Annotated in this window: 21 protein-coding genes; 11 read left to right on the plus strand and 10 right to left on the minus strand. The window is 48.7% G+C overall.

Annotation, left to right across the window (positions count from 1 at the left end; translation table 11 throughout):
• Positions 1 to 33: 33 nt before the first annotated feature.
• A complete protein-coding gene (locus OGX67_RS15595; protein WP_044700109.1) occupies positions 34 to 597 on the minus strand; it encodes a MarR family winged helix-turn-helix transcriptional regulator in 564 nt (187 codons plus the stop codon).
• A gap of 114 nt (positions 598 to 711) precedes the next feature.
• Here OGX67_RS15595 and OGX67_RS15600 point away from each other — a divergent pair, with 114 nt between their 5' ends.
• Together OGX67_RS15600 and OGX67_RS15605 are read left to right on the plus strand one after the other, a co-directional pair.
• Positions 712 to 942, plus strand: coding sequence for a glutaredoxin family protein (locus OGX67_RS15600; protein WP_003020425.1), 231 nt, complete (start codon positions 712 to 714; stop codon positions 940 to 942).
• A 66-nt stretch (positions 943 to 1008) separates the two neighbouring features.
• Positions 1009 to 1293, plus strand: coding sequence for a Rho-binding antiterminator (locus OGX67_RS15605; protein ID WP_003843950.1), 285 nt, complete (start codon positions 1009 to 1011; stop codon positions 1291 to 1293).
• Here the strand turns inward: OGX67_RS15605 and OGX67_RS15610 are convergent.
• On the minus strand, positions 1290 to 2060 hold the full coding sequence (locus OGX67_RS15610; RefSeq protein WP_257651171.1) for a DeoR/GlpR family DNA-binding transcription regulator: 771 nt from the start codon (positions 2058 to 2060) through the stop codon (positions 1290 to 1292). The two genes, OGX67_RS15605 and OGX67_RS15610, sit on opposite strands and share 4 nt — an antisense overlap.
• Before the next feature lie 120 nt (positions 2061 to 2180).
• On the opposite strand from OGX67_RS15610, the gene OGX67_RS15615 reads away from it, so the two are divergent.
• From OGX67_RS15615 to OGX67_RS15625, 3 genes are all read left to right on the plus strand, one after another.
• Positions 2181 to 2564 (plus strand): VOC family protein, encoded by a 384-nt coding sequence (locus OGX67_RS15615; RefSeq protein ID WP_257651172.1) that lies wholly within the window; start codon positions 2181 to 2183, stop codon positions 2562 to 2564.
• A gap of 211 nt (positions 2565 to 2775) precedes the next feature.
• Positions 2776 to 3183 (plus strand): cupin domain-containing protein, encoded by a 408-nt coding sequence (locus OGX67_RS15620; protein WP_257651211.1) that lies wholly within the window; start codon positions 2776 to 2778, stop codon positions 3181 to 3183.
• A gap of 43 nt (positions 3184 to 3226) precedes the next feature.
• Positions 3227 to 4279, plus strand: coding sequence for an NAD(P)-dependent alcohol dehydrogenase (locus OGX67_RS15625; protein ID WP_286526781.1), 1053 nt, complete (start codon positions 3227 to 3229; stop codon positions 4277 to 4279).
• A 36-nt stretch (positions 4280 to 4315) separates the two neighbouring features.
• On the opposite strand, the gene OGX67_RS15630 is transcribed toward OGX67_RS15625, so the two are convergent.
• The gene (locus tag OGX67_RS15630) at positions 4316 to 5347 is read right to left on the minus strand and encodes a mechanosensitive ion channel family protein (protein ID WP_003020406.1); all 1032 of its coding nucleotides are present in this window, start codon (positions 5345 to 5347) and stop codon (positions 4316 to 4318) included.
• 244 nt (positions 5348 to 5591) lie between these two features.
• Between OGX67_RS15630 and OGX67_RS15635 the strand changes: the two genes are divergently transcribed.
• Positions 5592 to 5852: a DUF2534 family protein gene (locus tag OGX67_RS15635; protein WP_257651173.1), complete on the plus strand. Its 261-nt coding sequence runs from the start codon at positions 5592 to 5594 to the stop codon at positions 5850 to 5852.
• Between the two features lie 48 nt (positions 5853 to 5900).
• On the opposite strand, the gene uspE is transcribed toward OGX67_RS15635, so the two are convergent.
• The 3 genes from uspE to ogt form a co-directional block, all read right to left on the minus strand.
• Complete coding sequence (gene uspE, locus OGX67_RS15640) at positions 5901 to 6851, minus strand: universal stress protein UspE (protein ID WP_003840808.1); 951 nt, start codon at positions 6849 to 6851, stop codon at positions 5901 to 5903.
• A gap of 151 nt (positions 6852 to 7002) precedes the next feature.
• The gene (gene fnr, locus OGX67_RS15645; RefSeq protein WP_003020397.1) at positions 7003 to 7755 is read right to left on the minus strand and encodes a fumarate/nitrate reduction transcriptional regulator Fnr; all 753 of its coding nucleotides are present in this window, start codon (positions 7753 to 7755) and stop codon (positions 7003 to 7005) included.
• A gap of 194 nt (positions 7756 to 7949) precedes the next feature.
• On the minus strand, positions 7950 to 8465 hold the full coding sequence (gene ogt / locus OGX67_RS15650; RefSeq protein WP_003020394.1) for a methylated-DNA--[protein]-cysteine S-methyltransferase: 516 nt from the start codon (positions 8463 to 8465) through the stop codon (positions 7950 to 7952).
• A 225-nt stretch (positions 8466 to 8690) separates the two neighbouring features.
• Between ogt and smrA the strand changes: the two genes are divergently transcribed.
• Positions 8691 to 9254: a DNA endonuclease SmrA gene (smrA, locus tag OGX67_RS15655; protein WP_003843940.1), complete on the plus strand. Its 564-nt coding sequence runs from the start codon at positions 8691 to 8693 to the stop codon at positions 9252 to 9254.
• 12 nt (positions 9255 to 9266) lie between these two features.
• On the opposite strand, the gene OGX67_RS15660 is transcribed toward smrA, so the two are convergent.
• The gene (locus OGX67_RS15660) at positions 9267 to 10499 is read right to left on the minus strand and encodes a sensor domain-containing diguanylate cyclase (RefSeq protein ID WP_032949385.1); all 1233 of its coding nucleotides are present in this window, start codon (positions 10497 to 10499) and stop codon (positions 9267 to 9269) included.
• 67 nt (positions 10500 to 10566) lie between these two features.
• Positions 10567 to 12681: a putative bifunctional diguanylate cyclase/phosphodiesterase gene (locus OGX67_RS15665; RefSeq protein WP_003840816.1), complete on the minus strand. Its 2115-nt coding sequence runs from the start codon at positions 12679 to 12681 to the stop codon at positions 10567 to 10569.
• A gap of 411 nt (positions 12682 to 13092) precedes the next feature.
• Between OGX67_RS15665 and OGX67_RS15670 the strand changes: the two genes are divergently transcribed.
• The 4 genes from OGX67_RS15670 to dbpA all read left to right on the plus strand — a co-directional run bounded on the left by OGX67_RS15670 (position 13093) and on the right by dbpA (position 17184).
• Positions 13093 to 14202 (plus strand): methyl-accepting chemotaxis protein, encoded by a 1110-nt coding sequence (locus OGX67_RS15670; RefSeq protein WP_286526784.1) that lies wholly within the window; start codon positions 13093 to 13095, stop codon positions 14200 to 14202.
• A 153-nt stretch (positions 14203 to 14355) separates the two neighbouring features.
• Positions 14356 to 15339: a zinc transporter ZntB gene (gene zntB, locus OGX67_RS15675; protein ID WP_003020379.1), complete on the plus strand. Its 984-nt coding sequence runs from the start codon at positions 14356 to 14358 to the stop codon at positions 15337 to 15339.
• Between the two features lie 275 nt (positions 15340 to 15614).
• The gene (gene ynaL / locus OGX67_RS15680) at positions 15615 to 15782 is read left to right on the plus strand and encodes a proline-rich small protein YnaL (RefSeq protein ID WP_008322343.1); all 168 of its coding nucleotides are present in this window, start codon (positions 15615 to 15617) and stop codon (positions 15780 to 15782) included.
• 28 nt (positions 15783 to 15810) lie between these two features.
• The gene (dbpA, locus tag OGX67_RS15685; protein ID WP_257651174.1) at positions 15811 to 17184 is read left to right on the plus strand and encodes an ATP-dependent RNA helicase DbpA; all 1374 of its coding nucleotides are present in this window, start codon (positions 15811 to 15813) and stop codon (positions 17182 to 17184) included.
• Positions 17185 to 17277: 93 nt separating this feature from the next.
• Here dbpA and ttcA read toward each other — a convergent pair whose 3' ends face one another.
• Both ttcA and uspF read right to left on the minus strand, forming a co-directional pair.
• The gene (gene ttcA / locus OGX67_RS15690; RefSeq protein WP_003833209.1) at positions 17278 to 18213 is read right to left on the minus strand and encodes a tRNA 2-thiocytidine(32) synthetase TtcA; all 936 of its coding nucleotides are present in this window, start codon (positions 18211 to 18213) and stop codon (positions 17278 to 17280) included.
• 198 nt (positions 18214 to 18411) lie between these two features.
• Positions 18412 to 18846, minus strand: a complete 435-nt coding sequence (uspF, locus tag OGX67_RS15695; RefSeq protein ID WP_003020369.1) for a universal stress protein UspF — start codon at positions 18844 to 18846, stop codon at positions 18412 to 18414.
• Positions 18847 to 18866 lie beyond the last annotated feature (20 nt).

Genomic DNA, 18866 nt, shown 5'->3' on the forward strand with positions numbered 1-18866 from the left:
GATAATGGCTGGTGTGATTTTGCATCAGCCATTCTACGTTTCCGGCGGTTGATGCTCACGGCAAATCAGCAACGAATCTTCTTCACTTAATCTCTCTTTCGTCAGATTACAAAATCCCTGACCATCGATTTTTTGGTGGAACCGACAGCTATGGCAAAGACCAAAGCCAGGCACATTGTTGGTCCTCTGGATCCCGCGTAACAGTTCTAACAGCAGCTCTCTGAGTACGCTCGCCCGTTCACCCATTGCCGATTCACCCTCCACTAAAAACGTGGGGGGCAGCAGGGCTTCCAGTAAGGTATTGGCCGACTCACTTAAGTGGAGATGGACGCTACGTTTATCACGGTCATCCGGCTTGCGAACAATCAACCCTTTGTTTTCCAACAGCTTCAGCGATTGCGACACGGTACCTTTGGTGAGACCAAGGTAGTCTGTCACGCCAAGCGGCGTATTGGAATAACGGTTACAACGGGCCAGATACATTAACGCACTAAGTTGTACTGGCTGAAGATCCACCAGTAAAGGATGCTGGCGAAACCACATCCGTGTCAGGCTGGAAAGCCGGTCAAGTACGTCGAAAAGTGACATGTCGGGCATAACAAATCCTCCTCGGCATATAGTATCGATTAAAAACTATATTGACAAAGAATAAAAGCAACGTACTATAAATTATAGTATCGAATCGATACTATAATTTATAGGAGATGTATCATGACTAAAGCTCGTTTCTATCATGCAGGTTGCCCGGTTTGTGTTTCCGCAGAACAAACTCTTCTGCAGCACTTGTCTGCGGATGTTGAAATCGATGTGGTTCATCTGGGAGAGCATCCTGATCGGGTTGCCGAGGCTGAAGTGGCTGGCGTGAAATCTGTTCCGGCGCTGGTGATTGACGGCAATGTGCTGCATATTAATTTTGGCGCTCCCATTGAAGCGTTGAAATAGCTGGATAGTTCGGGAAGTTGCGTTGGTGATTTCCCGAATATACAAGACGTTGGGGAAGGTAACGCGATGAACACGACCGAAGAGTATCACCCGATAGATTGCGATCTTCATGATTATCTGGAAATCGCCTGCATGTACCACTATTGGTTGCGCATTGAACTAACGGATGGCACATGTTTTGATGCTAAAGCGTTGACGACGTGTACCACCGTGGAAAAAGAAGAATTTCTGGTAGTGGGGCAATCTGAAAATCAGCAAAAAATCCGTCTGGATTGTCTGTCAGCTATCACCGCGCTGACGCCAGGAGCGACGTTTAGCACAGTAAGTTTTCAGAGAGCCTGCCGCGGTTAGACGGTATAAATCCGAATGTCGTGCGCCTGGAATGCTGTGGCGTACTCTTTGCTGATGTTGTCCTCTACAACAATTACATCAATATTGCTGCTTTCGGTAACGACATATCGGGCGATGGCTGGGATTTTTTCAGCGGTTAGCGCGACGATAGTTTCATTACATTGTTTGATCACCGCTTTTTTGAACTCACAATCCGCGTAATCAAACCCCGTTAAGCCGGATTCAGGCGACATCGCACAGCCGCCAATAAATCCCTGATCGAATAAAATGTCCTGCACTTGTGCGATGGCGGAAGCTCCCACACACCCGCCTGAAGATCTCTGTACCGCGCCGCCCAGCATAATGACCTCAAACAGCGGTTTTTTTAGCAAAACGGCGGCAATCTCCGGTGAATTTGTCACCACGGTTAACGCCAGTTCGGCGGGCAGAGCTTCTGCCATCGCCAGATTGGTGCTACCCGTGTCGATAAAAATACAGCTTCCGGATTTGACCAGTCTGGCACATCGCTGCGCGATGTTGCTCTTTTTGGCCACATTAATACCCTTGCGCACGGCAATGTCTTCGGATTCAGGGAGTGCAATTACCGCGCCACCATAGACCTTCTTGCATACGCCATCTTTGCTCAATTCATGCAAGTCACGACGAATTGTATGTTCAGAAACGCCTAATCGGTTCGCGAGTTCAGAACAAATGACTCTGCCGTTTTCTTGCAGGATCTGATAGATAAGCGCCTGGCGCTGTTCCGGGAATGCGGCGTAATCGGGCATAGATACTCCAGGTAAAATAAACATCGAGCAATAAAGTGCATGATCGTGCATTATGATTAACGATGTCAACATCCCTTACAGGGATCGTACTATTCTGGATACAACGGGAAGAGGTTCGCTATGAAGATTGCGCATATGGCGTTATGGACACAGGATCTCGAGCAGCAAGCTCGCTTCTGGGTTTCATTTTTTGACGGTAAGATCAACGAGAAATACTGCAGTAAAACCAACCCTGGGTTTGAATCTTATTTTGTCAAAATTGGCGAGGATATTGCAATTGAGTTAATGAACAAACCGGGTCTTGTCGGGCAGCAACCTGACAATAATCGTTGCGGATGGGTACACCTCGCCATTTCTGTTGGCGGCAATGAAAATGTTGATGCCGTTGCAATGCAAGCGCAGGAACAGGGGATATTAGTCTCAGGTCCGCGCACTACGGGCGATGGTTATTACGAAGCGGTGATACGCGATCCGGACGGTAACCTGATTGAAATTGTGGCGTAGGGCTTAAAGCAAGCGCCATGGGATAAATCGTACGCTTATTATTAATGAACATGATTCATAAGTTTGTCCTTCTTTCCACCTCTAATCACCAGCCTGTCGAGTCTCTATAATTTTTATAGTTTTCAGCATCCGGTGGCGCATGCCGCCACCGTTTTGGAGAATCGAAATGCAAAATCAACTGAATACCGCGCCCAGCGCCAGCGCGGAGATTATGAATCAACAATTTGATGGTAACAGCGTCTTTCCGCGAGGCGAGAAAAATGATGCTTATGCGAAGTATTTCACTGGTGATAGCTATCTGACCATGCTCTCCATGGAAGGTGTGGTAATTGGCAATGTCGCATTTGAACCGGGTTGTCGTAACTTCTGGCATGTTCATCATGAGGGCGGACAAATATTGCTGGTGACCGGTGGTAGAGGCTGGTATCAGGAATGGAATCAACCGGCGCGCGAGCTGGAAACCGGTGATGTCGTGCATATTCCGGCGGGAATGAAACATTGGCATGGCGCTGCGCGTGATAGTTGGTTTGCCCATATCGCCGTGGAAATCCCGGCCCCTGGCGCGTCGAACGAATGGCTGGAACCGGTTAGCGACGCTGAGTACAACCTGCTGCCTTGAACTATGCTGGTTCTGGTAACACCTAATCCCTGAGGAGATCTCAATGGTCATGAACGTGAAGGGTTATGCTGCTCTGGCGGTGAAAGAAGATTTAGTCCCCCATAGTTTTGTTCGTCGTGACCCGCGTGAAGATGATGTGGTTATCGATATTTTATACAGCGGTGTTTGCCACTCGGATATCCACAACGCCTACAACGATTGGGGCGGTGCTAAATATCCGATGGTACCAGGGCATGAAATCATTGGCCGCGTGGTGCATGTTGGTAAATCGGTAACGAAATTCAACGTGGGCGATCTCGCAGGGGTAGGCTGCATGGTTGATTCATGTCAACACTGTAGCGCCTGTGAACAAGGGCAGGAACAATATTGCGAAGAAGGCAACACGCTAACGTATAACGATATCGACCGTCATGACGGTCTGCCCACTTTCGGCGGCTATTCTGACAAAATTGTCGTTACTGAAAAGTTTGTGGTGAAGGTTCCTGAAGGGATCGATTTACGCGGTGCGGCACCGCTGCTCTGCGCCGGGATCACGACATGGTCGCCTCTGCGCCACTGGCAGGTAGGCGAGGGCAGTAAAGTCGCGGTTGTTGGTCTGGGGGGACTTGGGCATATGGCAATCAAACTTGCAAATGCGCTGGGCGCGGAAGTTACGCTGTTTACGCGTTCACCGGGCAAAGAAGCTGATGCCAGACGTTTGGGTGCCAGTCATGTTGTGCTTTCCACTGACAGTGAGCAGATGAAAGCGACAGCGAATCAGTTTGATCTGATTATCGATACTGTGCCCTACGTTCATGACCTGAACCCGTATATCCCAACCCTGGCACTAAGCGGTACGCTGGTGCTGGTTGGTTATCTCGGTGCGTTGGATCCGTTTCTGAATACGGTTCCCCTGATCCTTGGACGTAGGTCTGTGGCGGGTTCAGTTATTGGCGGTATTGCCGAAACGCAAGAGATGCTCGATTTTTGCGGTCAGCATGGTATTACCGCCGATGTCGAAGTGATCAATATTCAGGATATTAATCATGCCTGGCAGCGGATGTTGAAAAGCGATGTGAAATACCGCTTTGTAATTGATATTGCCTCATTGAAATAAGTACAAAAAAGACGCGGACTTCCGCGTCTTTTTTTGTTAGTGTGTCGACGGCGATGCTTCAGGATTATCCATATACAGCGTCTGGCTGGGGAACGCAAAGTCGGCGCCATTTGCCTGGACTATCGTGATAATCTTTAAATAAACGTCTTGCTGTACCGCGAGCCATTCCTTCCAGACGGTGGTTTTCGTGAAGCAATACACCATGATATTCAACGATGAATCGGCAAATTCATTAAAATAGACCAACAGAGTTTGTTTCTGGTCTATTCCTGGGTGGTTTTGCAGCATTTCTCTGACCGACTCGACAACAGCACCGACTTTATCGGCATCCTCATATCGTAACCCGATCACCGTTTTAATACGCCGGTTGGTCATGCGCCCTGGATTTTCTACGCTGATGGAGGAGAAAATCGAGTTTGGCACATACAACGGACGATGGTCGAAGGTGTTTATTTTAGTCATTCGCCAGCCAATTTCGGCCACAGTGCCTTCAATATTGCGGTCCGGGGAGCGGATCCAGTCGCCGATGCTAAACGGTCTGTCGAAATAGAGCATAATGCCTGAGAAGAAGTTGCTCAGAATATCTTTCCCCGCCATACCCACAGCGATACCGCCGATGCCGCCAAAGGTTAACAGGCCGGATAAGCTCATACCGAAGTGTTCGCCATACAGTAAAATGATGGCAACCACGATGGTAATCTTGATGATACGCGACAGGATCCTCGCGCTGGTGATATCTCTACCTTTATTAATCTGCGTCTTTTCAAACTGATTAATCACCAGAAAAAGTTTGATGGTCAGGATTAACGCAATCAATGAGGTGCAGATAAAGTCGACCACGCTGGGGGAGATAAATTTCAGGCTGTAACTTTCGATAACGTTATTAGCAATGCTGCCAAACGTCCCAATGATAATGGCATAGACAAAAAATTGTGCGGCATGAAATATGAATCCTTTGCAGCGACGCTCTTCACGATGATACCAGACGCTCATCAGGACCAGCGCGGCACAGCAACTGAGAATTACCGTCAAATTAAACGCATTATTCATAAACAGTTCAGCGATCATGATTCTTCCTGGCAACTCCATGTTATCTAAATATCATCTGACATCTTAATCCCCGGATATTTTACTCAGTTAGGGTGGTCAGATCATTAATCAAAAGGAGAGATAAATAATGCAATCAGCGTTATTTTCAGCGAAATAATGCTGACGTCAACCCTGTATGCGGTTTATGTAGCAGACAGTCAGTTGATGTCATGGTATTGTTAGCGCAAAGTAACAAGGTTTTCATCTGCAAAAGGACAGTACTATGATCATGGCTAAGCTGAAAACAGCGAAGGGACGGAAGTTTCTGTTGTGCCTGCTTGGAGTGTTTATTATCGCAGCGTCGGTCGTGACGCGCGCGACGATCGGCGGCGTTATTGAACAGTATGACATTCCGCTATCCGACTGGACCGCTTCAATGTATGCCATTCAATCTGCAATGATTTGTGTCTACAGCATGGTGTTTACGATTCTGTTGGCTATCCCGCTTGGTATCTATTTCCTCGGCGGCGAGGAGCAACAATAGGCGTTTAAAATGCCGGATGATATCGCCATCCGGCATTTTATTATGTGGTTAATCGTCTTCTTCGTCGTCCAGTTCAACTGGCGTCTGATATTCATCTGGCTTGATGACCAGCAGGTCACAGCGTAGATGATCGATAACCTGTTCCGCGGTATTACCAAGGAACGCGGCAGAAATACCGGTACGTCCGACGGTCCCCAATACCACAATACCTGCCTGTAGGTGCTCGGCTAAATCAGGAATGACCTCTTCAGGTAAGCCTTTTTCAACGTGCGTCACTTTCTCATCAATACTGAATTTCTGGCGTAGCGCCTTCATGGCCAGCAGATGCTGTCCACGGATTGCGTCGTTATAAACGCTGGGATCAAATTCAGGCAGTTCAATCGCGATGTTGATTGGCGTAACAGGGTAGGCGCCTACCAGATGCACTTCGGTATGGTTAACCTGTTCTGCAAGCTGTAGCGTCTCTTTGACCAGTTTTTCATTGAGCGCGTTGTGATAAGCCTCTTCACTGGCGAGGTTTACTGCAACCAGTGCTTTACCCCCTTCAGGCCATGGCTGGTCTTTCACCATCCATACCGGACTTGGACATTTACGCAATAAATGCCAGTCGGTTGGCGTAAATATTACGGCTTCGAGGCGGTCGTGTTGGTGCGCCATCTTGAGGACCAGGTCATGCTTGGCACTGATGACTTCCTGAATGATGGCTTCAAAGGGTCGGTTATGCCAGACCACTTTAATCTCCAGAGGGATCCCTGCTTCGATATAGTATTTCGCTTGTTCACGTATCCATGCAGTTCGCTGGCTGATAACCCCCTGACGCATTGCCGTACGCTCATCGGGCGACAGCAGGGTAGTCATCTCATAGGAAAAGTCATAGATCGGCAAAAAGGCTTTAATTTTGCCACCAATCCGTTGATGCAAATAAACAGCTCGCCGTAATGCTGGTTGATCGTCCTGGTTCGGGTCGATGACGACCAGCATATTTTTATACATAGCCATACAGGGTCTCCTTACAACTGTCATCGCAGTTTGTAACTAAAAGAGTAACCCAATAATGTGGTTTGAAACAGGGAATAACCTCCTGCCAGATCAATAAATCGGGATAATTTAGCGATTTGACAGAAGGATAACAGAGATGCTTGCGGAAAGATTACGCTACGTTACGCGTATGGCCAGCAAGAACCGCCAGCGCGTCGCTATTCTCAATAGTGATGTATTTGCCTTTCACCGCCAGCATACCGCTTTTCTGGAAACGACCCAGCAGGCGGCTGATGGTTTCAACCGTCAGACCGAGGTAGTTACCGATGTCACCACGGGTCATGGTCAGGCGGAATTCACGAGGCGAGAATCCACGCTGGGCAAAGCGACGAGACAAATTGTAGATAAAGGCCGCCAGGCGCTCTTCAGCGTTTTTCTTCGACAACAACAGGATCATATCCTGGTCGCCTTTGATTTCGCCACTCATCAGACGCATCATCTGCTGACGCAGATTTGGCATTTTGCCGGACAGGTCATCAAGGGTTTCGAAAGGAATTTCGCATACCATTGAGGTTTCCAGCGCCTGAGCAAAGCTCGGGTGATGTCCGCTGCCAATCGCGTCAAAACCGACCAGATCGCCCGCCAGATGGAAGCCAGTAATCTGCTCATCGCCTTGTTCGGTAATGGTATAGCTTTTAATCGTTCCGGAGCGGATAGCATAGAGTGATTTAAGCTCATCACCTGCTTTAAAGAGCGTCTGCCCCTTTTGGATAGGCTTTTTGCGCTCGATGATGTTATCGAGCTGGTCAAGCTCATGCTCGTTAAGTGTGAACGGGATGCAAAGCTGGCTGATGCTGCAATCCTGGCAATGGATAGCACAACCGCCAGACTGAATGCGCCGTATAATTCGCTTTTCCGGGATCATAGGTCTGCTCAAGCCGTAATTGATATTTGTCAATTTTAACATCTTTTTGGTGAGCACGTAAGCCTGAGCTACTCCCAATAGAGAATAATTCAGGCATAACTGGAGTGAATGTTTGTATCTGCTTGATTAACCACAATTAATTTGGGGTCACATTATGCGGAAGTGTGATGGATAAGGCATTAATTGCCTGGAATCTAGAGTAGCAAATAACCTTCGTGGCGCAATAACCACTCTTTTCGTTGTACGCCACCGGCATATCCGGTCATGGTGCCGTTACGTCCAATGACGCGATGACAGGGGACCACAATGCTTACTGGATTGGAGCCATTAGCTGCGCCGACGGCTCTTGCAGCACCGGGGCGTCCCAACTGTTCGGCCAGTTGACCATAATGCATGACCTGCCCGCAGGGGATAGTGCGTAACGCTTGCCAGACTTCACGCTGGAAAGGCGTCCCAGCGGTTGCCGTTTCCAGCGTGTCAATGATGCTGAGGTTTCCGGCAAAATACTCAGCGAGTTTGTCGCTTAATCCACCTGGGTTTTTGGCGGTAATGCGCTGGTAACCTTCTGTGCGGTAATGAATATCCAGCAATTGTTCCATGCGATCGCTGTGCTGATCCCATTCCACTGCGCGCAGGCGAAATTGCTCATCACAAATAACCCACAGCGGGCCCAGCGGCGTGTCGATGGTGTCTTCCAGTAAGTTAAGCATCCGTTTCTCTCATTACAGCATTCAGGGGAGGCTACACATTATCACGCCAGTGACCGTCGCAGCTATACCTCTAAAAATGGATATCAACTTGTTGTGAGTAGATCGGTTCAGCGCGACGGATCCGGTTAATTATTGGAAATAACCGTAAACCGTTACCGGTATAGTTGTCGGTATAATAGTGCGCGGTTATGATAATGCCCGTCGCAATACGCTGGAGGATGAAACATGAACCTTGATGATGCATCGTTGTTTCTTGACGCTATGGGGGATGTTCAACCGCTGAAAAGCCATACCGATGTACACTGGCAGCCCATGCGTAATCTTCGCACTCCGGCGCGTATCGATACGCTTCAACTGGATAATTTTCTCTCGACGGGATTTCTCGATATTGTCCCGTTAAGTGTGCCGCTCGAGTTTCGTCGCGAAGGTTTACAGAACGGTGTGACTGACAAGCTGCGAAACGGAAAATATCCGCAGCAGGCGAGTCTTAATCTTATTCGCCAACCTGTTGAAACATGTCGTCAGATGCTCTTTAGCTTTATTCTGCAGGCGCAGCAAGAAGGGTTGCGTAATGTGCTGGTGATACACGGCAAGGGACGTGACGATAATTCTCATGCCAATATTATTCGCAGCTACGTAGCGCGCTGGTTGACGGAATTTGACGACGTGCAAGCATACTGCGCCGCACTGCCGCATCACGGCGGCAGCGGGGCATGCTATGTGGCATTGCGTAAAACCGCGCAGGCAAAACAGGATAACTGGGAGCGTCACGCTAAACGTAGTCGCTGAACGACGTAAACATCAGGCGGCCAGCACTCTGTTCCTGCCTTCGTTCTTGGCTTTGTACAACGCGTCGTCAACACGTTTGAATAACTCATCGATACTTTCATTTGTTTCGTGCCGTGCTACACCAATGCTGACGGTAAAGCGGGGAAGGCCAGGGAGAGTCACCTTTGCCACCGTCGCACGGATCACTTCTGCGAGGTTGAGAGCGACATCCAGCGACGTTCGCGGCAGGAGCAGCACAAATTCTTCACCACCCCAGCGAAAAATAAGATCGTCTTTTCGCGCACAGGATTCCAGGGTGCGTGCCAGAGCACAAAGCACTTCGTCGCCTTTTAAATGGCCAAACAGATCGTTAATGCTTTTAAAGCGATCCGTATCGATCAACAACAGGCTGTAGTCCTGCGTCAATGATATCGCTTGCGTCTGCTCCGGCTCGGTTACCTGATAAAAATGTCGGCGGTTAAGTAATCCCGTTAAAACATCTCGCAGGGCCGCACGCTCCAGCTCCTGTTCCAGCCGCTTTTGTTCGGTAATGTCATGAATAATGCACAACATCAGTTTATTACCGTAAATTTCGATCGGTCCGGCGTAGGTTTGCACGTGACGGGAAGTCCCATCAGCCAGTTTATGGACAAAATGTAAAGGTTTATGGCCGCCGGGCAGATGGGCGATTTCATGCATCACCGGAAGTATATGGCGGCCCAGCATATTGATTTCCCATGTATGTTTCTGACACATCACATCATGAGTGTATCCATAAAAATTGAGCGCACTGAGGTTTGCATCCACGATCAACCCATCGCGTGACGGATCAATAAGTAACATTGGCGCGGAATTAGTCTGGAAGAAGCGTGCATAAAATCCCTGCTTTTTCCGCTGATAGGTTGCTGAACGGCTCGCTTTCAGACCCTGTGCAGTAGGCGTCTCAATGCCTTCGAAAAGGATGACTTCACCCATGCCTGGCAGGGGTTTAATGGAAAGGCGACTTGCCATCGCAATCTCTTCACCGTCGCGGTAAACCGTGAGAATTTCCACTACATGGTGATGATTTCTCAAGTCGCTGAGATACATAGTTAAATCATTTTGAGCATGCGTTGAAAATGTTCCCTTGCGGAGCGGGGAAAAACAGAGACCCTGCATTAGCTCCCGTGCAACGTTATTAGCGAACACCAGCTCTTCGGTATGTGGCAAAACAATCCACACCGGAATGGTTAATAAATCCAGTGAATGCAGCTCGGTTGTGCTCATCGATAATCCCGTTATTTTTATCTGCTGTGTTGCCTGTTAAATGGCGAATATTTTTAGATATTACGTCTCACAATGTTATTGATTGTCGGTGAGACAAGGGGGGTACAACTGGCTTTTGCTTGATGCTGTTTTCTTGTTGTATCAATTCATGAATCTTATGTGCTGGCAGCGGTTTTGCAAACAAGAAACCTTGCAGCATGCTACACCCCATCTGAGTAAGGAGTATTTCCTGTTCCTGGGTTTCTATTCCTTCTGCCACCACACGCATATTCATGGAGTGAGCTATGTCAATAATGGTAGACACAATTTTTGTGTTTTTGCTGTTCTCGCTGATATCTTTGACAAATATCCTGTCAATTTTTAATTCGCGCGCCGGAAGAGACTTCAGCATCAATATATTTGAATAACCTGTACCGAAATCATCAATAGATACGGTGATCCCCAAAGCAGAAAAAGCATTCAGGACTTCCACACTGCGTTTCAAATTTTTAAGGGCGGTGCTTTCAGTGAGTTCCAGCGTGAGGCAGGCAGGTGACAGTTGATACTGCGCCAGGGCATTACAAACAACATCAATAATATCATGCTGTTCAAACTGGGCGGGTGAGAGGTTAACGGCGAGCGTCCATTCTGTATTTCCCTGTAATTTCCATTGATGCAACTGCAGGCATGCCTGCTGGATAACCCATTTCCCAACGGGAATAATCAGGCCCGTATCTTCCAACGCAGAAAGAAATTCGGCTGGCAGCAGCATGCCGCGTTCTGGATGATGCCAGCGTAATAATGCTTCAAAACCGGTCAGGGAATGATCTCCAGCGGTATATTTAGGCTGATACCATAGCTCAAACTGGTTGCGTTCAAGCGCTTGCGACAATTCTTGTAAAAATGTCGGCGGTGTATCCGCGATAGCTTCCATTTCCGGATGATAAATAGCCCAGCCGTTTCTGCCCGCCTGTTTGACATGATACATCGCCATATCGGCCTTCACTTTTAGCTCATGCAGCGTTGAGCCATGCTCAGGGTAAATACTGCTCCCCGCACTTAACGAAACCCGAATGGTATGTTCGAACAAGGTAAAGGGTTCACCGATCACATCGGCAATCCGCGTCAGCAGGGCGGAGATATCCTGCTGGTTGCAGTCTGGAACCAGTAGGATAAATTCATCGCCCCCCAGTCTTGCCAGCGTCATTGAGTCATCAAGGCAAGTGAAGATTCGCTGTGTACTGGCTATCAGTAGCTGATCGCCAATGTGATGTCCCCAGGTATCGTTAACGACTTTAAAACGATCGAGGTCGATAAATACCAACGCGAAATGCTGCTGATGCAGTTTAGAATGCCGCAGGCAGGCCAGTAAGCAGGTGTCTATTTGCGTACGATTAGCGAGACCGGTCAGCGCGTCGAAGTGAACCTGATGCTCAAGCTGGCAGTTCAACTGATGCAGATTGTCAGCCAGTCGGGAGGTACGGAGTTGCGAATCCACCATCGAAACCACCAGCATGATCCCCAAAATAACAAGCGTGACGGCGCAGACCCAGATAGAAAGTTCCAGCGTGCTGAGACCATCGTGCGCAGTGTGTCCAAAATGGGTGAACGTAGCGGCTCCCATACCGGTGTAATGCATAGATGCTATTGCCAGCGCCATAATAAAGGCAGCAATAAGCCGATTTATTAGCGCTCGACGGCTATTTTGGCGTAAGTGAAAGGCCAGCCACAAACCCACGCCAGACGCAGCGACGGCAATAATCACGGAGAGCAGGATCAGCGAGCGATCCCAGGTTATAGCCACATGTTCGATAACGGCATACATACCAACGTAGTGCATTGTAACAACACCGGCACTTAATATGCTGGTAGCAATGAGCAGGCGTTTTGTTGATAGCGTATTACCAGAAATGGCGATATTGATGGCGACTGTCGCAGAAATGAGCGCAATAAAGAACGAAAACGCGGTGAGGGATAAATGGTAATTTATTGGCATACTCATTTTCATGGCCAGCATACCGATAAAATGCATCGACCAGATCCCCATACCCAGCGTAGCACCGCCAGAGAGTCGCCAGAAGGTAGATTCACGTCTGCTGGAAATTGCCACTTTGCCCGCGCTGTCGAGAGCAATAAAGGAGGCAATAAACGCGACAATAAAGGAAATCCCAATCAATACAGGGTCCCACGACACGTGCAACATCTTACTACCTATCAAAAAAAAGACGTGATGATAAATTTAGCAGGTTTTGTCCAGTTAACCTGATAAAACCTGGGATGTTCTTGTGTTTTTACAATGACTATTAGAGGGAAGGGGCAAACATCGAAAATGATAGACTTTTACTTATACAAATATTCATCAGATTTATAATTCTGTGCATTTTATGCACACAGCGTGCTTGCCATCACAATAATCTAGCGACAAGCGCCAGTATCATCCTTTGTAGGATAAAACACCTGGTTAATGTAAATTAATAGTGTGATTGCCTGTCTTAAGTGAAAGGATTGCAGACTCTCATTGAAAGTTCGTCTTTCGTCTCCGCGTTATGGAAATCTGCATTGCAGATGCTATAAAAAATAATATCCACGTTATTTCTTAGCGCACAGGACTAAAATGTTAAATGATATTAGCGTCAGAACCTTTATTATTTTATTTCTGCTCATTACGGCGGTCGCTCTGAATGTTTTTGAAATGATATTTTCTGCTCCCCCGGTAATTATCATTGGAACTAATTTGGTCAGTTTTACTTCTATATTATGTTTGTGGTGGTACATGACGAAATATTTGGTCGTGTCAATTAATACGGTTAAAAGAAGCATTGAGGAGGTAACCTCCGGGAATCTGGCGATTAGTATTCCAGAGTTTGGCAATAACTGTGCGGGGAGATTAATACCGGGTATTAATAGTTTATCAAGTAATATTTCAACACTCGTTAATGAGATCAGAACATCTTCGCAAACGGCGATGGCGCTCTCTGAACAGCTCGCGGAACGCAGCGCTGAGTTATCAGTAAAAACAGAGCAGCAATCCGGAGCATTAATGCAAACGGCTGCCAACATGGATGAAATAGCGGTCAGCACGCGTAACAATGCAGAGAATACGCAAATGGCGAGTGCTAAGGCCAATATTGCAACACTATCTGCCCGGCAGGGCGGTGATTTAATGGTGCAGGTCGCAACCAATATGCAGTCGATCACCGAGTGCGCCCAGCAGATGACAGAAATTATTACCCTGATAGATGGTATAGCATTCCAGACAAATATTCTGGCATTGAATGCCGCCGTAGAAGCGGCGAGAGCGGGAGAACATGGCAAAGGTTTTTCCGTGGTGGCCGGAGAGGTACGAATGCTCGCGCACCGTAGCGCAGATGCCGCTAAGAATATTAAACATCTGATTGCCCAAACTCATGAAAACGTTCAGCAAGGCGCGGCTATTGTGCGTGAAGCTGAAAAAAATATGCAGGATATTGTTGGTGGCGCCGGGCAATTAAACCAACTGATGGGCGAGATATTAACCACTACGCAGGAGCAGGAGAAAGGGATCATCAGTATTACTCATGCGCTCGCGGAACTGGAAAACGTTACCCAGAGTAACGCCATTATGGTGGATGAACTGTCTGACTCTTCGGATATTCTGAAAAATCAAGTGACTGACCTCCAGTCGCGAACGCACAAGTTTCGTTTAAGTCACGCTTTTGAATCTGAGAGACGCCAGCGGGCTTAACAGGGTGCCTCGTAACAAGCGCCACATTTGTCGGCGCTTTTTTGTTATCAGATACTTTTATGAGTCATTTCAGCACAATGGGACAATGAGATATTGCTTAACATATTCTGACGGCTAGACTAACGAAAAAAGCTGAATGTTTGTGGAGGCGCTGTGGAAGCCATTAAGGGAACGGATGTTAATGTGCCGGATGCCGTGTTTGCCTGGCTGTTGGATGGGCGTGGTGGGGTGAAACCACTGGAAGATAACGATGTTATCGACACTCAGCATCCCTGCTGGCTGCATCTTAATTATACTCATCCTGAAAGTGCGCAATGGCTGGCGACAACGCCCTTACTCCCCAATAACGTGCGTGATGCGCTGGCGGGTGAAAGCACGCGCCCGCGTGTCAGCAGGGTAGGAGAAGGTACGTTAATTACGCTGCGCTGTATCAACGGTAGCACCGACGAGCGGCCTGACCAACTGGTAGCGATGCGTTTATATATGGATGAGCGTCTGATTGTCTCAACGCGTCAGCGCAAAGTGCTGGCACTGGATGACGTGGTCAGCGACCTCCAGGAAGGTACAGGGCCGGCTGATTGTGGCGGTTGGCTGGTGGATGTTTGTGATGCGCTGACCGATCATGCCAGCGAATTTATCGAACAGTTGCACGACAAAATTATCGATCTGGAAGATAACCTGCTCGATCAGCAGATCCCGCCGCGTGGCTTCCTGGCATTACTGCGTAAGCAGTTAATTGTGATGCGCCGTTATATGGCGCCACAGCGTGATGTCTATGCCCGCCTGGCGAGCGAACGGTTGTCCTGGATGACTGACGACCATCGGCGACGGATGCAGGATATCGCTGACAGATTGGGGAGAGGACTGGATGAAATCGATGCCTGTATTGCCAGGACCGGTATCATGGCGGATGAAATTGCGCAGGTGATGCAGGAGTCTCTGGCTCGCCGAACGTATACAATGTCATTGATGGCAATGGTTTTTCTTCCCAGCACATTCTTAACCGGGCTTTTCGGCGTTAACCTCGGCGGTATCCCTGGCGGTGGTTGGCAGTTCGGTTTCTCACTTTTTTGTATTCTGTTAGTGGTCCTGATTGGTGGTGTTACTTTATGGTTGCATCGTAGTAAATGGTTGTAACAACAACGTTTTTTAGTGACTTTTGCGCATGAAAACGTCCTGAATTTTGAGCGAGGTCAATAAACCATCTACCTATTCGGGGCAATATCTCTCTCGCAGGTGAATGCAACGTCAAGCGATGGGCGTTGCGCTCCATATTGTCTTACTTCCTTTTTTGAATTACTGCATAGCACAATTGATTCGTACGACGCCGACTTAGATTAGTCGGCTTTTTTTTGCCTGCAGGAAATCAGCGTCTACCCTAAAAGAGTCAACCTGAATGACTGGAGGAGTATATGACCTGTCTGATTGCAACTGCGCACACGGATTCGCTCCCGACTGACCCGGTTCCCATTCCCGATCCCATTCCTCGTCCGCAGCCAATGCCGGATCCGCCGCCGGATGAAGAACCTATTAAATTGTCGCATCGTAGGCGTAGATCTGCGAGGATACGCGCCTGCTGAATGTGAGTTTTTACCGCGAGATTAAATTGTGACCGCTTTTTCAACCCTGAATGTTTTACCTGCTGCTCAACTCGAGAACCTTAACGAGCTGGGTTATCTTGAAATGACGCCTGTTCAGGCTGCTGCATTACCGGCAATCCTGGCGGGGAAAGATGTTCGCGTGCAGGCTAAAACCGGCAGTGGCAAAACGGCTGCTTTTGGTCTTGGGCTATTACAGCATATTGATGCCGCGCTGTTTCAGACGCAGTCTCTGGTGCTGTGCCCAACCCGAGAGCTTGCCGACCAGGTGGCGGGTGAACTGCGTCGTTTAGCGCGCTTTCTGCCAAACACCAAGATCTTAACGCTGTGCGGTGGGCAGCCTTTTGGTGCACAGCGTGACTCTCTGCAGCATGCACCTCATATTATTGTCGCCACGCCGGGGCGTTTACTCGACCACCTGCAAAAAGGCACCGTTTCTCTGGAAGCCTTGAATACGCTGGTTATGGATGAAGCCGACCGCATGCTGGATATGGGCTTTAGCGATGCAATTGAAGATGTCATTCGCTTTGCACCAGCTTCTCGCCAGACCTTGCTGTTTTCTGCGACCTGGCCGGAAGCCATTGCCGCCATCAGTGGCCGGGTGCAACAAAATCCATTAACCATTGAAATTGATACGGTCGATGCGTTACCGGCGATTGAACAGCAGTTTTTCGAAACCTCCAGCCACGGAAAAATTCCGCTGCTGCAAAAATTGCTCAGCCAGCATCAGCCTGCTTCATGCGTCGTTTTTTGCAACACCAAAAAAGACTGTCAGGCCGTGTGTGACGCATTGAATGCGGCGGGGCAAAGCGCACTTTCACTGCATGGCGATCTTGAACAGCGCGATCGCGACCAGACGCTGGTGCGTTTTGCCAACGGCAGCGCACGCGTTCTGGTTGCCACCGATGTGGCCGCACGTGGCCTGGATATTAAATCACTCGAACTGGTAGTTAACTTCGAACTGGCGTGGGATCCGGAGGTTCATGTCCATCGTATCGGACGTACCGCGCGAGCCGGTAACAGCGGTCTGGCGATTAGTTTCTGTGCGCCGGAAGAAGCACAGCGTGCCAATATTCTTTCTGAAATGCTGCAATTGAAGCTGAACTGGCTGCCAGCGCCAGCTAACGTGTCAATCCTGCCGCTGGAAGCAGAGATGGCGACATTATGCATTGATGGTGGCAAAAAGGCTAAAATGCGTCCTGGTGATGTTCTGGGGGCTCTGACCGGTGATATTGGCCTGGATGGCGCCGATATCGGCAAAATTGCCGTTCATCCGGCACACGTCTATGTCGCCGTTCGCCAGAACATAGCGCACAAGGCGTGGAAACAATTGCAAAACGGTAAGATTAAAGGCAAGACTTGTCGAGTTCGTTTATTGAAATAAATACCCATTGGAGTGCCTGATGGCGCTCCGCTTATCAGGCCTACAACGGGTATATGCTCGTTGTAGGCCTGATAGGGCGTTTACATAATCGACTTACTTCACTTCCACCACGTTCAGGCGTAACTCATCCAGTTGAGCATCATCTTCTTCTGGCTGCCAACCCGCAGGCTGCAGCGGGATCTCTTCACGATCGAACGCTAAATCACCGCCGTCCACAACCTCTGAACCGTGCTTAATGCCTTTAAAATCGAACAGATTGATATCGCTCAGATGTGAAGGCACAACGTTCTGCATCGCACTGAACATGGTTTCAATCCGACCTGGATAGCGTTTGTCCCAGTCACGCAGCATGTCAGCAATGACCTGACGCTGCAGGTTAGGCTGTGAGCCGCACAGATTGCACGGAATAATCGGGAAACCTTTCGCTTCGGAGAAGCGCTCGATATCTTTCTCACGGCAGTAAGCCAGCGGGCGGATCACGATGTGCTTACCGTCATCACTCATCAGCTTCGGCGGCATACCTTTCATTTTTCCGCCGTAGAACATGTTTAAAAACAGCGTTTGCAGGATGTCGTCGCGATGGTGGCCGAGCGCAATCTTGGTGGCACCTAACTCGGTTGCCGTACGGTACAGAATGCCGCGACGCAGGCGAGAGCAGAGCGAGCAGGTCGTTTTGCCTTCAGGGATTTTGTCTTTGACGATCCCGTAAGTGTTTTCTTCGACAATCTTGTACTCAACGCCCAGCTGTTCCAGATACTCCGGCAGAATGTGCTCTGGGAAGCCGGGTTGTTTTTGATCGAGGTTAACCGCAACCAAGGAAAAACTGATCGGGGCGCTTTGCTGCAAATTACGCAGGATCTCCAGCATGGTATAGCTGTCTTTCCCGCCGGAAAGACACACCATAATGCGATCGCCGTCTTCGATCATATTGAAGTCGGCAATGGCTTCGCCCACGTTACGACGCAGACGTTTTTGCAATTTGTTCAGGTTGTATTGTTCTTTCTTGCTAATATCTTGATTTTGCGACATTTAATAGAGGCTCAATTCATAGTGTGGCATCAGAAGAGTATGCATCACGCCGGATAGTCCGGCAAAAGAAGTCTGATATAAAAACTGTGGCGTGTATGGTACGGATAAGCGGGAAAAATGTCAGCACATTTAGGACAGGAATCGTGGGGTATAAGTGGTAGAAACAAAAAGCCCGCAGCGATGTGCGGGCCTGAAAGCTTAGCGGACTACCAGTACCGAACACTCCGCATGACGCACTACTGCTGCGGCGTTAGAGCCCAGCAGGTAGGTGGTGATGTCAGGTCGGTGTGAGGCAATAATGACCATATCAGCCGGTAATTTTTTGGCGATCTCCAGAATCTTATCTTTCGGCGCACCTTCTGCGACATGAATGTGCACTCTGTCCGTTGGGATATTGAACTTCTTGATAATCTCTTCCAGTTGAGATTTTGCTTCGGCTTTCAGATCGTCCATGGCCGGTAACTCTGCCGAGTAGGCCAGTCCCAGAGAAGCGTAATAGGGCAGTGACGGAATTACGGTCAGAAAATGGACCTGCGCATCGTCAATTTTGGCCTCTGCTTCAACATGGGCAATAACGCGTTGAGTTAATTCTGAGTCTGAAATATCGATGGGTACAAGAATCGTTCTGTTCATAAAACCTCCTGTTTAAGTAT

Source organism: Citrobacter sp. Cf118, from assembly GCF_030334095.1.
GTDB lineage: Bacteria > Pseudomonadota > Gammaproteobacteria > Enterobacterales > Enterobacteriaceae > Citrobacter > Citrobacter freundii.

Bases quoted from the DNA above. Each gene is read 5' to 3' on its own strand.
- OGX67_RS15670 (WP_286526784.1), top strand. From the start codon at position 13,093: ATGTTAAATGATATTAGCGTCAGAACCTTTATTATTTTATTTCTGCTC.
- OGX67_RS15600 (WP_003020425.1), top strand. From the start codon at position 712: ATGACTAAAGCTCGTTTCTATCATGCAGGTTGCCCGGTTTGTGTTTCC.
- smrA (WP_003843940.1), top strand. From the start codon at position 8,691: ATGAACCTTGATGATGCATCGTTGTTTCTTGACGCTATGGGGGATGTT.
- ttcA (WP_003833209.1), bottom strand. From the start codon at position 18,213: ATGTCGCAAAATCAAGATATTAGCAAGAAAGAACAATACAACCTGAAC.
- ogt (WP_003020394.1), bottom strand. From the start codon at position 8,465: ATGCTTAACTTACTGGAAGACACCATCGACACGCCGCTGGGCCCGCTG.
- uspF (WP_003020369.1), bottom strand. From the start codon at position 18,846: ATGAACAGAACGATTCTTGTACCCATCGATATTTCAGACTCAGAATTA.
- OGX67_RS15620 (WP_257651211.1), top strand. From the start codon at position 2,776: ATGAATCAACAATTTGATGGTAACAGCGTCTTTCCGCGAGGCGAGAAA.
- OGX67_RS15665 (WP_003840816.1), bottom strand. From the start codon at position 12,681: ATGTTGCACGTGTCGTGGGACCCTGTATTGATTGGGATTTCCTTTATT.
- OGX67_RS15630 (WP_003020406.1), bottom strand. From the start codon at position 5,347: ATGATCGCTGAACTGTTTATGAATAATGCGTTTAATTTGACGGTAATT.
- OGX67_RS15595 (WP_044700109.1), bottom strand. From the start codon at position 597: ATGCCCGACATGTCACTTTTCGACGTACTTGACCGGCTTTCCAGCCTG.
- OGX67_RS15635 (WP_257651173.1), top strand. From the start codon at position 5,592: ATGATCATGGCTAAGCTGAAAACAGCGAAGGGACGGAAGTTTCTGTTG.
- OGX67_RS15660 (WP_032949385.1), bottom strand. From the start codon at position 10,499: ATGAGCACAACCGAGCTGCATTCACTGGATTTATTAACCATTCCGGTG.
- fnr (WP_003020397.1), bottom strand. From the start codon at position 7,755: ATGATCCCGGAAAAGCGAATTATACGGCGCATTCAGTCTGGCGGTTGT.
- OGX67_RS15605 (WP_003843950.1), top strand. From the start codon at position 1,009: ATGAACACGACCGAAGAGTATCACCCGATAGATTGCGATCTTCATGAT.
- ynaL (WP_008322343.1), top strand. From the start codon at position 15,615: ATGACCTGTCTGATTGCAACTGCGCACACGGATTCGCTCCCGACTGAC.
- OGX67_RS15610 (WP_257651171.1), bottom strand. From the start codon at position 2,060: ATGCCCGATTACGCCGCATTCCCGGAACAGCGCCAGGCGCTTATCTAT.
- uspE (WP_003840808.1), bottom strand. From the start codon at position 6,851: ATGGCTATGTATAAAAATATGCTGGTCGTCATCGACCCGAACCAGGAC.
- OGX67_RS15625 (WP_286526781.1), top strand. From the start codon at position 3,227: ATGGTCATGAACGTGAAGGGTTATGCTGCTCTGGCGGTGAAAGAAGAT.
- OGX67_RS15615 (WP_257651172.1), top strand. From the start codon at position 2,181: ATGAAGATTGCGCATATGGCGTTATGGACACAGGATCTCGAGCAGCAA.